Source organism: Streptomyces sp. NBC_01012 (genome assembly GCF_045162755.1).
In the GTDB taxonomy this organism is placed as follows: domain Bacteria; phylum Actinomycetota; class Actinomycetes; order Streptomycetales; family Streptomycetaceae; genus Streptomyces.
In genome coordinates, this window is the sequence record NZ_CP108688.1 from 3883121 (window position 1) to 3895622 (window position 12502).

At 71.4% G+C, this 12502-nt stretch carries 11 protein-coding genes; 8 read left to right on the plus strand and 3 right to left on the minus strand.

The features are described 5' to 3' along the window. Window positions 1-32: 32 nt before the first annotated feature. Window positions 33-1733 carry a phenylacetic acid degradation protein PaaN gene (paaN, locus tag OG623_RS17575; RefSeq protein ID WP_406147566.1) on the minus strand — a complete coding sequence of 567 codons (1701 nt, stop codon included), beginning with the start codon at window positions 1731-1733 and terminating at the stop codon, window positions 33-35. Window positions 1734-1855: 122 nt separating this feature from the next. Between paaN and OG623_RS17580 the strand changes: the two genes are divergently transcribed. Next, window positions 1856-2446 (plus strand): TetR/AcrR family transcriptional regulator, encoded by a 591-nt coding sequence (locus tag OG623_RS17580; protein ID WP_406147568.1) that lies wholly within the window; start codon window positions 1856-1858, stop codon window positions 2444-2446. A gap of 59 nt (window positions 2447-2505) precedes the next feature. Here the strand turns inward: OG623_RS17580 and OG623_RS17585 are convergent, their stop codons facing one another. Further along, a complete protein-coding gene (locus tag OG623_RS17585) occupies window positions 2506-3012 on the minus strand; it encodes an Lrp/AsnC family transcriptional regulator (RefSeq protein ID WP_406151877.1) in 507 nt (168 codons plus the stop codon). 225 nt (window positions 3013-3237) lie between these two features. Here OG623_RS17585 and pdhA point away from each other — a divergent pair, with 225 nt between their 5' ends. The 7 genes from pdhA (at window position 3238) to OG623_RS17620 (ending at window position 11711) form a co-directional block, all read left to right on the plus strand. After that, entirely contained in the window at window positions 3238-4401 is a 1164-nt protein-coding gene (gene pdhA, locus OG623_RS17590) for a pyruvate dehydrogenase (acetyl-transferring) E1 component subunit alpha (RefSeq protein WP_406147570.1), read from the plus strand. Beyond that, a complete protein-coding gene (locus OG623_RS17595) occupies window positions 4398-5429 on the plus strand; it encodes an alpha-ketoacid dehydrogenase subunit beta (protein WP_362886213.1) in 1032 nt (343 codons plus the stop codon). The genes pdhA and OG623_RS17595 overlap by 4 nt, the downstream gene beginning before the upstream one ends. Next, on the plus strand, window positions 5429-6925 hold the full coding sequence (locus OG623_RS17600; RefSeq protein WP_406147571.1) for a dihydrolipoamide acetyltransferase family protein: 1497 nt from the start codon (window positions 5429-5431) through the stop codon (window positions 6923-6925). The genes OG623_RS17595 and OG623_RS17600 overlap by 1 nt, the downstream gene beginning before the upstream one ends. A gap of 51 nt (window positions 6926-6976) precedes the next feature. Next, a complete protein-coding gene (locus OG623_RS17605; protein WP_406147573.1) occupies window positions 6977-7852 on the plus strand; it encodes an NTP transferase domain-containing protein in 876 nt (291 codons plus the stop codon). Continuing rightward, window positions 7849-9522 (plus strand): molybdopterin molybdotransferase MoeA, encoded by a 1674-nt coding sequence (locus tag OG623_RS17610; protein ID WP_406147574.1) that lies wholly within the window; start codon window positions 7849-7851, stop codon window positions 9520-9522. The genes OG623_RS17605 and OG623_RS17610 overlap by 4 nt, the downstream gene beginning before the upstream one ends. Then, window positions 9480-10622 carry a potassium channel family protein gene (locus OG623_RS17615; RefSeq protein ID WP_406147575.1) on the plus strand — a complete coding sequence of 381 codons (1143 nt, stop codon included), beginning with the start codon at window positions 9480-9482 and terminating at the stop codon, window positions 10620-10622. The genes OG623_RS17610 and OG623_RS17615 overlap by 43 nt, the downstream gene beginning before the upstream one ends. 102 nt (window positions 10623-10724) lie before the next feature. Beyond that, on the plus strand, window positions 10725-11711 hold the full coding sequence (locus tag OG623_RS17620; protein WP_406147576.1) for an NAD(P)H-quinone oxidoreductase: 987 nt from the start codon (window positions 10725-10727) through the stop codon (window positions 11709-11711). A 232-nt stretch (window positions 11712-11943) separates the two neighbouring features. Here the strand turns inward: OG623_RS17620 and OG623_RS17625 are convergent, their stop codons facing one another. After that, window positions 11944-12492, minus strand: a complete 549-nt coding sequence (locus tag OG623_RS17625; RefSeq protein WP_362886201.1) for a bacterial proteasome activator family protein — start codon at window positions 12490-12492, stop codon at window positions 11944-11946. Between the last annotated feature and the right edge of the window lie 10 nt (window positions 12493-12502).

The window sequence follows — 12502 nt, forward strand, 5'->3', positions numbered from 1 at the left end:
GCGGCCGGTGGCCGGTGGCCACAGGCACTCCCTCAGGCCTGGCGGCGGACCTCCACCACCCGGAAGCGGTTGGAGACGAACGCCCCGTCGCAGAGCGCCGCGTTGGCCGCCGGGTTGCCTCCCGACCCGTGGAAGTCGGAGAAGGCCGCCGTCTGGTTGACGTACACACCGCCGGTGAGATTCAGCGAGAGTTGAGCCGATTCGTCGAAGCAGACCTCTTCCACCGCGCGTTCCACCTCGGGGGAGGTGGTGTACGCGCCGACGGTCATCGCGCCCTTCTCGCGGATCGTGCGACGCAGCAGGTCCAGCGCGTCTCCGGTCGATTCGACGGCGACCGCGAAGGAGACCGGGCCGAAGCACTCCGAGAGATAGGCCGCCCCGTCGTCGGGCTTGGTGCCGTCGAGCTTCACCAGGACCGGCGTACGGACCACGGCGTCGGGGAAGTCGGGGTTGGTCACCCGGCGTGAGGCGAGCACGACGTCACCCAGGGACTCGGCGCCCTCCAGCCTGGCCCTGACGTCCGGGTTCACCAGGGCGCCGAGCAGCCCGTTGGCCCGGGCGTCGTCACCGAGCAGCCCCTTCACCGCCCCGGCGATGTCCGTCACCACGTCCTCGTAGGACTTGGCGCCCGCATCCGTCTCGATGCCTCCGCGCGGGATGAGGAGGTTCTGCGGGGTGGTGCACATCTGCCCGCTGTAGAGGGAGAGCGAGAAGGCCAGGTTGGAGAGCATGCCCCGGTAGTTGTCGGTGGAATCGACGACGATCGTGTTGACGCCGGCCTTCTCCGTGTAGACCTGGGCCTGCCGGGCGTTGGCCTCCAGCCAGTCGCCGAAGCCGGTGGAACCCGTGTAGTCGATGATCTTGACCTCGGGGCGTACCGCCAGGGTCTTGGCGATGCCCTCGCCGGGCCGTTCCGCCGCCAGCGCGACGAGATTCGGGTCGAAGCCCGCCTCGGTCAGCACCTCGCGGGCCAGCAGAACGGTCAGCGCGAGCGGCAGGACCGCCCTCGGGTGTGGCTTGACCAACACGGGATTGCCGGTCGCGAGCGAGGCGAAGAGGCCCGGATAGCCGTTCCACGTGGGGAACGTGTTGCAGCCGATGAGCAGGGAGATGCCACGCCCCGCCGCCGTGTACGACTTGTGCAGCCGCAGCGGGTCGCGCTTTCCCTGCGGCTTCGACCAGTCCGCGCCGGTCGGCGTGCGGGTCTGTTCCTCGTAGGCGTAAGCCACGGCTTCCAGGCCGCGGTCCTGGGCATGCGGGCCGCCGGCCTGGAACGCCATCACGAACGCCTGTCCGCTGGTGTGCATCACGGCATGGGCCAGCTGGTGCGTACGCGCACTGATGCGGGCGAGGATCTCCAGGCAGACCAGGGCCCGCGTCTCGGGCCCCGCAGCGCGCCAGGAGCCCATGGCGGCGCTCATGGCGGGGAGCAGGATGTCCGGGTCGGCGTGCGGATACTCGACGCCGAGCTCGGGTCCGTACGGCGAGACCTCCGCGCCTGTCCAGCCGTCGGTGCCCGGCTGGCCGAGATCCAGCCTGGTGCCGAGCACGGCGTCGAACGCGGCCTTGCCGTCGGCGGCGCCGAGGCTGCCGGGGAGACCCCCCTCGCCGTACGCCTTCGGGTGTTCGGGGTGCGGGGACCAGTAGGCGCGCGTACGGATCGCGTCGAGGGCCTGGTCGAGCGTCGGGCGGTGGATCTCGGACAGCTTCTCGGGGGAAAGCTCGGCGGCCATGACGGACCAACTCCTCGTCGAGCCGGGCAGGGATGTGCTGACGGAGTTAGAGTAACCGAACGATCGGTCGGGACAAGGCCCCCGAGAAACCTGTGGACAACTCATGGGGGAGGATCGCGGTCATGACCACGGCGAAGCGGGACACATACACCCCGGAGACACTCCTGGCCGTCGCCGTCCGTGTCTTCAACGAGCGCGGCTACGACGGCACGTCCATGGAGCACCTCTCCCAGGCGGCGGGTATCTCCAAGTCGTCCATCTACCACCACGTGGCGGGCAAGGAGGAGCTCCTGAGGCGCGCGGTGAGCCGGGCGCTCGACGGGCTCTTCGGGATTCTCGACGAGACGGGTGCCACGGATGGGCGGGCGATGGCCCGGGTCGAGTACGTCACGCGCCGCACGGTCGAGGTACTAGCGGCGGAGCTGCCGTACGTCACGCTGCTGCTGCGCGTGCGCGGCAACACGACGACGGAGCGCTGGGCGCTCGAGCGCAGGCGCGAGTTCGACCAGCGGGTGTCCGAGCTGCTCAAGGCGGCCGTGACGGAGGGGGACCTGCGCGCCGACGTGGACATACGCCTGGCGACCCGGCTGCTCTTCGGCATGGTGAATTCGCTGGTCGAGTGGTACCGCCCGCAGGTGAGCGGCTCCCCGGACGCGGAACAGCTCGCGGACACGGTCGTCCAGCTCGCCTTCGAAGGGATGCGGGCCGGCTGACCCCGCCCCTCCCGGCCGTCCCTGAGGGCTGTCCCCCGTAATCCCTGGCGGGCGCGCCCTCAGGCGAGCTCGGCCGGGCGCTCCGGGCGCGGGCCCAGGTCGGTCTCCTCGAACACCAGCAGTGTGCGGGTGGACAGCACCTCGGGAATGGCCTGGATCCTGGTGAGGACCAGCTCCCGCAGCGCCCTGTTGTCCGGGGTGTGCACCAGGAGCAGTACGTCGAAGTCGCCGCTGACCAGCGCGATGTGGGTGGCGCCGGGAAGCGTCTGGAGCTGGTCGCGCACGGTACGCCAGGAGTTCTGGACGATCTTGAGCGTGATGTAGGCGGAGGCGGCCTGCCCTGCCCGTTCGTGATTCACGCGTGCGCTGAAACCGCGGATCACGCCGTCCTCGACGAGCCTGTTGATCCGGGCGTACGCATTGGCCCGCGAGACGTGGACGCGCTCCGCGACGGCCCGTATCGAGGCGCGGCCGTCCGTCCGGAGGATCCGCAGGATGGAACGGTCGATGGAATCCAGCGGCCGTGCGGGCGGGGTGCGGTCCGCTCCCGCGCCCCCGTCGGCCATTTGTTCAGCTGCCATCTGCCCGCGCCTCCCTGTTGTGGACGACCTGTCCCTATCCCAGGCTGTGGATAACCGTTTGTCCACAGGCTGGAGGTGCCTGTAGCCAAATTGCCCCCACGACCGAACAATCGGTAGGTGAGGCACACCACACCGGTGCCCTGCTCACGCCCGACATTCCTGTGGATTTCGACACTCCTCGATATATCCCGATGCCAGGAGGTGCTTGTCATGACGGTTCAGGAGCTGCCCGGCGCAGCCGCCTACCGGCCCACGCCGCCCCCGGCCTGGAAGCCGCTCACCGATCCCGCGCCGCTGCTCCCGGATCCCCAGCCGTACCGCGTGCTCGGTACGGATGCGGCGGCCGGCGCGGAACCCGAGCTGCTGCTGAGGCTCTACGCCGAGCTGGTGCGAGGCCGCCGGTACAACGCACAGGCCACCGCACTGACCAAGCAGGGCAGGCTCGCGGTGTACCCGTCGAGCACCGGGCAGGAGGCGTCCGAGATCGCGGCCGCGCTCGTGCTGGAGGACCGGGACTGGCTCTTCCCCAGCTATCGCGACACGCTGGCCGCGGTGGCGCGTGGCCTGGACCCCGTGCAGGCGCTGACCCTGCTGCGGGGGGACCGGCACACCGGGTACGACCCGCGTGAGCACCGCATCGCCCCGCTGTGCACCCCGCTGGCCACCCAGCTGCCGCATGCCGTGGGCCTGGCGCACGCGGCCCGGCTCAAGGGCGACGACGTGGTGGCGCTCGCGATGGTCGGCGACGGAGGGACGAGCGAGGGCGATTTCCACGAGGCGCTGAATTTCGCGGCCGTCTGGCGGGCCCCGGTCGTCTTTCTCGTCCAGAACAACGGCTTCGCGATCTCCGTGCCCCTGGCCAAGCAGACCGCGGCGCCGTCCCTCGCCCACAAGGCCGTGGGGTACGGGATGCCGGGACGCCTGGTCGACGGGAACGACGCGGCAGCGATGCACGAGGTGCTCGGCGAGGCGGTGGCGCGGGCCAGACGGGGCGAGGGACCGACGCTCGTCGAGGCGGTCACCTACCGCATGGAAGCCCATACGAACGCCGACGACGCCACGCGTTACCGGGGCGACAGCGAAGTGGAGACCTGGCGCGCGCACGATCCGATCAGGCTTCTCGAACGGGAGCTGACCGGTCGCGGGCTGCTGGACGAGGACGGCATCGAAACGGTGCGGGAGGCGGCGGAGCGGATGGCGGAGGAGCTGCGGGAGCAGATGAACGCCGATCCGGTGCTCGACCCGATGGATCTGTTCACCCATGTCTACGGCGAACAGACCGGCCAGCTGCGGGAACAGGCGGACCGGCTGCGGGCCGAGCTGGACGCCGAGCACGGCGCGCACGACGAGAGCGGCGCGGAGGAGGGACGATGAGCACCGCTGCCGCGACGGCCGGGGAACGGACCGGCAGGGCCAAGCCGGCCACGATGGCACAGGCACTCGGGCGTGCGCTGCGCGACTCGATGGCGGAGGACCCGGCGGTGCACGTACTCGGCGAGGACGTCGGCACACTCGGTGGCGTCTTCCGAGTCACCGACGGCCTGGCGAAGGAGTTCGGCGACGACCGCTGTACGGACACACCGCTGGCCGAGGCGGGAATCCTCGGGGCGGCCGTGGGCATGGCGATGTACGGGCTGCGGCCCGTGGTGGAGATGCAGTTCGACGCCTTCGCTTATCCGGCGTTCGAGCAGCTGGTCGGTCATGTCGCCAAGATGCGGAACCGGACGTCGGGCGCCATGCCGCTGCCGATCACGGTGCGCGTGCCGTACGGCGGCGGGATCGGCGGGGTCGAGCACCACAGCGACTCCTCGGAGGCGTACTACATGGCGACGCCCGGCCTGCATGTCGTCGTGCCGGCCACGGTCGACGACGCGTACGGGCTGCTGAGGGAGTCGATCGCCTCCGACGACCCGGTGGTCTTCCTGGAGCCGAAGAGGCTCTACTGGTCCAAGGCCGACTGGTCGCCCGAAGCCCCTGCCGCGGTCGAGCCGATCGGCAGGGCCGTGATCCGGCGGCCCGGCCGCAGCGCCACTCTGATCACCTACGGCCCGTCCCTCCCGGTGTGCCTGGAGGCGGCCGAGGCGGCCACGGCCGAGGGCTGGGACCTCGAGGTGGTCGATCTGCGCTCGCTGGTTCCCTTCGACGACGGAACCGTCGCCGCGTCGGTGCGCCGCACGGGCCGTGCGGTGGTCGTGCATGAGTCGTCCGGGTTCGGTGGGCCCGGCGGGGAGATCGCGGCGCGGATCACCGAGCGGTGTTTCCATCATCTGGAGGCGCCGGTCCTGCGCGTCGCCGGATTCGACATTCCCTATCCGCCGCCGATGCAGGAGCGGCACCATCTGCCGGGTGTGGACCGGGTGCTCGACGCGGTCGCACGTCTTCAGTGGGAGGCGGAGAGCTGATGGCGCAGGTGCTCGAATTCAAGCTGCCGGACCTGGGTGAGGGGCTGACCGAGGCGGAGATCGTCCGCTGGTTGGTGGAGGTCGGCGATGTCGTCGCCATCGACCAGCCGGTCGTCGAGGTGGAGACGGCCAAGGCCATGGTGGAGGTCCCCTGCCCTTACGGGGGCGTGGTGACGGCGCGGTTCGGGGAGGAGGGCGGTGAGCTCCCGGTCGGCGCACCGCTGCTGACGGTGGCGGTCGGATCCGCAGAGCCCGTGGACGGCCATGAGGCGTCCGGCGGACCCTCGGGCAGCAGCAACAACAGCAACAACAGCGCCAATGGCGACGGAGGCGGAGACGGGGCCGGGAGCGGGTCCGGGGCTTCGGGCAATGTGCTGGTCGGATACGGCACGGGTGCACCGGCCGCACGGCGGCGCCGCGTCAGGCCCGCATCTGTCGCCTCGACGTCCCGTGCCCCGGCGACGCGCCCGGCAGACCGTCCGGCTCAGGCCACGGTCCACGGCCCGGTGCGGGCCATCCCTGCCACGCCGGGAGCGGTCGGGCCGGAGGGCCCCGTTGCCGTCATCTCCCCCCTGGTCCGGAAGCTGGCGCGCCGGCACGGCCTCGACCTCCGGCAGATCGTCGGTACGGGACGGGACGGGCTGATTCTGCGCACCGATGTGGAGTCCGCCATCAGGGCCTTGGACGAAAGGGCTCTGGACGAAAGGGTCCTGGACGAAAGGGTCCTGGACGAGGAGGCCCCCGTCGGCGCCTCCTCGGTGTCCAGGCCGGAGCCGGAGTCGGAGCCGGAGTCGTCGGGTGAGCGGATCGCGCTGCGCGGGGTCAGGGGCGCGGTCGCCGAGAAGCTGTCGCGCAGCCGGCGGGAGATTCCCGACGCCACATGCTGGGTCGATGCCGATGCCACCGAGCTGATGGCGGCCCGAGCCGCGATGAACGCCGCCGGTGGTTCGGCCGCGGGGCCCAAGGTGTCCGTGCTGGCCCTGCTGGCCCGCATCTGTACGGCGGCGCTCGCGCGGTTCCCCGAGCTCAACTCGACGGTGGACACCGAGGCGCGGGAGATCGTGCGGCTCTCCGGCGTCCATCTGGGCTTCGCCGCTCAGACGGAGCGCGGCCTGGTCGTCCCGGTCGTCCGGGACGCGCACACGCGGAACACGGAGTCGATCGGCGCGGAGATCGCCCGGCTGACGGAGGCCGCGAGGGAGGGGAAGCTGACCCCTGCGCAGCTCACCGGAGGGACCTTCACGCTGAACAACTACGGGGTGTTCGGCGTCGACGGCTCGACTCCCATCATCAACCACCCGGAGGCGGCCATGCTCGGCGTCGGCCGCATCGTGCCCAAGCCCTGGGTGCACAAGGGCGAGCTGGCGGTCCGACAGGTCGTCCAGCTTTCGCTCACCTTCGATCACCGGGTCTGTGACGGCGGCACGGCCGGTGGCTTCCTGCGCCATGTCGCCGACTGCGTGGAACAGCCGGCGGTGCTGCTGCGCACGCTGTGATTTCGGCCCCCGAGGGGCCGCCGGGCGCGGGCGGCCCGCATACTCGGGGGCATGACCGCGTACGACGCCATCGTGCTCGCCGGAGGCGCTGCGAAGCGCCTCGGAGGGGCCGACAAGCCAGGGCTCCGTGTGGGCGGCCGCGCGCTCCTCGACCGGGTGCTGGCCGTCTGTGCCGACGCGGGGTCCACCGTGGTGGTGGGTGGGCGCAGGCCTACTGTGCGCCCCGTCACCTGGACACGTGAAGTGCCCCAGGGCGGCGGCCCCTTGGCGGCCCTGGACGCGGGTGTGCGGCACACGGACGCGGAGAAGGTTCTGGTGCTCTCCGCGGATCTGCCGTTCCTGGGGGAGTCGACGGTCCGCTCGTTGCTGGCCGCCGCGGAGCCGGACACCCACGAGGGTGCCCTGTGCACGGACGAGGACGGCCGGGACCAGCCGCTGGTCGCGGTCTACCGGACCGAGCCGCTGCGCCGTGAGCTCGGCCTCCTCGCCACCGAACACGGGGGCCTCGCCGGCCTCCCCTTGCGGTTGCTGACCACCGAACTGGATCTGGCCCGGGTCCAGGCGGGCCCGCTGGCCTCGTTCGACTGCGACACCTGGGAAGACATTGCCGCTGCCCGGGCGCGGATCAGGGAGCATGGGACCGTGCTGGACGAATGGATCACCGCAGTCAAGAACGAACTGGGCATCGAGCTCGACGTCGACACCGGCGTCCTGCTGGACCTCGCCCGCGATGCCGCGCACGGCGTGGCCCGGCCCGCCGCGCCGCTGACCACCTTCCTGGTGGGGTACGCGGCGGCGATGGCGAGCAGCGGCAAGAGCCCGGAGGCAGCGGCTGAAGCGGTGGCCGAGGCCTCCCGCAAGGCCGTCGCCCTCGCGCTCCGGTGGGAGGAGGAGACGGCGGCGGGAAGCGGGTCCGGCACGCCATGACCGCCCACGGAGGTGACGCGCGAGCGTCCGGCGCACGGGAGTCCGGCGCACGGGCGTCGGGTGCGCAGGCGTCGGGCGCGCGGACGGCCGCGGAACGGGCCGCCGCGGAACGCGAGGCCGAGGAGGAACGGGCCGTCGAGCAGGCACTGGCTCTCGTCGGAGCCTGGCCGCCGGGGCCGTCGGACTCGGGCTCCCGGGGCGCGGGCACATCCAGAGCCTCAGGCCTTCCGGGCACGGGCGCGTCCGACACCTCCAGGGGCCCGGACACCTCCAGGGACTCGGACACCTCCAGGGACACGGACGCTCCCAGGGACCCCGGGTCCTCCAACGACCTCGGCTTCTCCAACGACCCGGGCTTCTGCAACGAACCGGGCTCCTCCGGCGCCCCCGGCTCCTCCAGTCGTCAGGCTCCGCCGTCGGCCCACGGGTCCTCGCCCTCCTCCCCCCACGCCCACCGGTCCACGGCCACCGCCTGGGCCGGGGCGCGCGCACTGGCGGAGCGCCTCGGCCGCGCCGCCCCCCTGGCCGTCCACCGCCTCCCCCTGGACCGGGCTCTCGGGCATGTCCTGGCCGAAGCCGTGGTCGCACTCACAGATCTGCCGTCGTTCGACACCTCGGCCATGGACGGCTGGGCCGTCGCCGGACCGGGCCCCTGGACCGTACGCGGAGGGGAAGGGCTGCTGGCCGGGCGTGCGTCCGCGGAGCCGCTTCCCGACGGGCACGCCCTGCGGATCGCCACCGGCGCACGGCTGCCGGCCGACGCCACCGCTGTGATCCGCAGCGAGCACGCGCACTGCGACGAGGCGAAGGGGCTGCTGCACGCCACCCGCGACGTCGTGCAGGGCCAGGACATCCGGCCCCGGGGCCAGGAATGCAGGTCCGGCGATGAACTCCTGCCCGTGGCCACGGTCGTGACCCCGCCCGTCCTCGGGCTGGCGGCTGCCGCGGGGTACGACGCTCTTGTCGCCATGCCCAGGCCCCGCGTGGACGTCTTCGTCCTCGGCGATGAACTCCTCACGGCTGGGCTTCCTCGGGACGGGTTGATCCGGGACGCGCTGGGTCCGATGCTCGCCCCCTGGCTGCGTTCTCTGGGCGCGGAAGTCGCCGAGCCCAGGAGGCTCGGCGATGACGCCGACGCTCTCCGCCAGGCCATCGTCTCCTCCGATGCCGATCTGATCCTCACCACGGGCGGTACGGCCGCAGGACCGGTGGACCATGTCCACCGCGTCCTGGCGGAGATCGGGGCCGAGCTGCTGATCGACGGTGTGGCCGTGCGTCCGGGGCACCCGATGCTTCTGGCGCAGCTCGCCGAGGGCCCCTGTCTGGTCGGCCTGCCCGGAAACCCCCTGGCCGCGGTGTCCGGACTGCTGACGTTGGCCGATCCCCTGCTCCGGGGGATCGCCGGCCGGCATGCTCAGGACCGCTACACCGCGCCGGTCCGCGAAGAGGTACACGGGCACCCCCAGGACACCCGGCTGATTCCCGTGGTCCATCGTGATGAGAGTGTCGTACCCCTGCATTACAACGGCCCGGCCATGCTCCGGGGCATCGCTGCCGCGGACGGGCTGGCCGTGGTTCCGCCCGGCGGGGTGCGGTCCGGTACCGAGGTCGAGATCCTCGATCTGCCGTGGGCCTCGGCAGCACCGTGGACAGAAGGGTGTTTCACGTGAAACTTCCCGGCCATGATGCGATGGCCCGGCGGGCGGACGAACATGTGGTCCCGACCCGGGTGCTTCTGCCCCGGCGGGAGGTCGACCGACCACTCGTCCAGGTGGCCAAGCGGCTGGCCATGGCTCTCACGGTGCTGGCCATAACGGTCTTCATCGTCTGGGCCGACCGGGGCGGCTACCACGACAACGCGGACAGCAAGGTCGACTTCCTCGACGCTGTCTACTACGCGACGGTGACCCTGTCGACGACCGGTTACGGCGACATCGTCCCGTACAGCGACCCGGCCCGGCTGGTCAACGTGCTGCTGGTGACGCCCCTGCGCGTGCTCTTCCTGATCATCCTGGTCGGCACCACTCTCGAGGTCCTGACGGAGCGGACCCGGGAGGACTTCCGGCTGAATCGTTGGAGAACCAACTTGCGTGAACACACCGTGGTCGTCGGCTTCGGAACGAAGGGCCGCTCGGCCATCCAGACGCTCTGTGCCACCGGTCTGAAGAAGGAACAGATCGTGGTCGTCGACCCTGCGGGCAAGGTGATCGAAGCGGCCAACGCGGAAGGGTTCGTGGGCGTACTGGGCGATGCGACGCGCAGCGATGTGCTGCTGCGGGCCGAGGTCCAGAAGGCGCGTCAGATCATCATCGCCACCCAGCGCGACGACACCGCCGTCCTGGTCGCCCTGACCGCACGCCAGCTCAACCGGGGCGCGAAGATCGTGGCCGCTGTGCGCGAGGAGGAGAACGCGCCGCTGCTGCGGCAGTCCGGCGCCGATGCCGTGATCACCAGCGCGAGCGCGGCAGGCCGTCTGCTCGGACTCTCCGTCCTCAGCCCCACCGCGGGCACGGTGATGGAGGATCTCATCCAGCAGGGCAGCGGGCTGGATCTCATCGAACGGCCGGTGATAAAGGCCGAGGTGGGCAAGAGCGTCCGGGAGACCGACGACCTGGTGGTCACCGTTCTGCGGGGTCACCGGCTGCTGGGTTACGACGATCCGGCGGCCAGTCCCCTGCAGTTGACGGACCGGGTGATCACGATCGTGCGTGCGTCGCCGCTCCGTACACCGCCGACGGGCCACCCACAGCAGCCGAACCAGCGGCCCTGAGGGATCCCGGCAGGGGGCGGGCCGGAGTCGAAGTCAGGGGCCGGGCGCGGCGCAGGCACGTCCGCCCCGGCCCGGGACTCTGTACGGAGTAGCCTCGCGGCCATGTATGCGATCACGATCCCCGAACCCGGCGGCCCCGAAGCGCTCGTATGGGCCGAGGTGCCCGATCCCGTACCAGGCGAGGGCGAAGTTCTCGTCGAGGTCGTGTCCAGCGCGGTCAACCGGGCCGACGTCCTGCAACGGCAGGGCTTCTACAACCCTCCGCCCGGCGCCTCCGCCTACCCAGGCCTGGAGTGCGCGGGCCGCATCACGGCACTCGGTCCGGGGGTGACCGGTTGGTCCGTGGGTGACGAGGTGTGCGGGCTGCTCGCGGGCGGCGGATACGCGGAGAAGGTGGCCGTGCCGACCGGCCAGCTGCTGCCCGTACCCGACGGCGTGGACCTGGCCCAGGCCGCGGCGTTGCCCGAGGTGGCCGCGACGGTCTGGTCGAACGTCTTCATGGTGGCCCACCTGCGCCCCGGTGAGACCCTCCTGGTCCACGGCGGGTCCAGCGGTATCGGCACGATGGCGATCCAGCTCGCCAAGGCCGTCGGCGCGCGCGTCGCGGTGACGGCGGGAGGGCCCGAGAAGCTGGCGCGCTGTCAGGATCTCGGCGCCGACATCCTCATCGACTACCGAGAGCAGGACTTCGTCGAGGAGCTGCGGCAGGCGACGGACGGGGCGGGAGCGGATGTGATCCTCGACATCGTCGGGGCGAAGTATCTGGACCGGAACGTGCGGGCCCTGGCGGTGAACGGCCGGCTCGCCATCATCGGGCTCCAGGGCGGTGCCAAGGGCGAGTTGAACCTGAGTGCTCTGCTGAGCAAGCGGGCCGCCGTCACGGCGACATCCCTGCGCGCGCGGCCCCTCGCGGAGAAGGCCGCGATCATCACGGCGGTACGCGAGCATGTGTGGCCGCTGCTCGCCGACGGCGTCGTACGGCCGGTCGTGGACCGCACGATGCCGATGTCGGACGCGGCGGAGGCCCACCGGCTGATGGAGTCCAGCAGCCACATCGGCAAGATCCTCCTGGCCGCACCGAAGGCCTGACACGAGCGACGCGGGGAGGCCTCCCTGACACGAGCGGCACGGGCAGGCCTTCCCGACACGAGCGCGAGCGGCATCGAACCCGCACGGGGCCCGGCACACACTGCGTGTGCCGGGCCCCGTCGGTGCGTACCGCAGCGGCCGTGCGGACTCAGGCCGTGGCCCGCCGCCCGTCCTGGAGGCTCACCGCCCGTCCTGGAGGCTCACCGCCAGGCCTGGCGGTGCACCGCCCCTCCTAGAGGTACGGGCCGGAACGAGCCGGACCGTGCGGATCGATGCCGCCTTCCTCCTCCTCATGGCCGGCGCCGGGCGGAAGGGCGCGGCGCATCTGCTCCAGCTGCGTACGGGCCGCCATCTGCTGGGCGAACAGTGCCGTCTGGATGCCATGGAAGAGGCCCTCGAGCCAGCCGACCAGCTGGGCCTGCGCGATCCGCAGCTCGGCCTCGGACGGCACGGACTCCTCGGTGAACGGCAGCGACAGCCGCTCCAGCTCCTCGACGAGCTCCGGTGCGAGACCGTCCTCGAGCTCCTTCACCGAGCTCGCGTGGATCTCCTTCAGCCTGACCCGGCTCGCCTCGTCGAGAGGAGCCGCCCTGACCTCCTCCAACAGCTGCTTGATCATGCTGCCGACGCGCATGACCTTCGCGGGCTGCTCGACCATGTCCGTGACCGGGATCTCGCGGGACTCGTCGTCTCCGCTGCCTCCGCCGATAGCCATTCCGTCCTGCCCCACCACGAGGACTTGGGGGTGCTCCTGCGACCGTTCATTCCTCGGCATTTCCATGCTGCCATTG

What these genes read in the sequence shown, in the direction of transcription:
- OG623_RS17605 (WP_406147573.1), top strand. Translation starts at nt 6,977, where the DNA reads ATGACCGCGTACGACGCCATCGTGCTCGCCGGAGGCGCTGCGAAGCGC.
- OG623_RS17595 (WP_362886213.1), top strand. Translation starts at nt 4,398, where the DNA reads ATGAGCACCGCTGCCGCGACGGCCGGGGAACGGACCGGCAGGGCCAAG.
- OG623_RS17610 (WP_406147574.1), top strand. Translation starts at nt 7,849, where the DNA reads ATGACCGCCCACGGAGGTGACGCGCGAGCGTCCGGCGCACGGGAGTCC.
- OG623_RS17585 (WP_406151877.1), bottom strand. Translation starts at nt 3,012, where the DNA reads ATGGCCGACGGGGGCGCGGGAGCGGACCGCACCCCGCCCGCACGGCCG.
- OG623_RS17600 (WP_406147571.1), top strand. Translation starts at nt 5,429, where the DNA reads ATGGCGCAGGTGCTCGAATTCAAGCTGCCGGACCTGGGTGAGGGGCTG.
- paaN (WP_406147566.1), bottom strand. Translation starts at nt 1,733, where the DNA reads ATGGCCGCCGAGCTTTCCCCCGAGAAGCTGTCCGAGATCCACCGCCCG.
- OG623_RS17625 (WP_362886201.1), bottom strand. Translation starts at nt 12,492, where the DNA reads ATGGAAATGCCGAGGAATGAACGGTCGCAGGAGCACCCCCAAGTCCTC.
- OG623_RS17580 (WP_406147568.1), top strand. Translation starts at nt 1,856, where the DNA reads ATGACCACGGCGAAGCGGGACACATACACCCCGGAGACACTCCTGGCC.
- pdhA (WP_406147570.1), top strand. Translation starts at nt 3,238, where the DNA reads ATGACGGTTCAGGAGCTGCCCGGCGCAGCCGCCTACCGGCCCACGCCG.
- OG623_RS17620 (WP_406147576.1), top strand. Translation starts at nt 10,725, where the DNA reads ATGTATGCGATCACGATCCCCGAACCCGGCGGCCCCGAAGCGCTCGTA.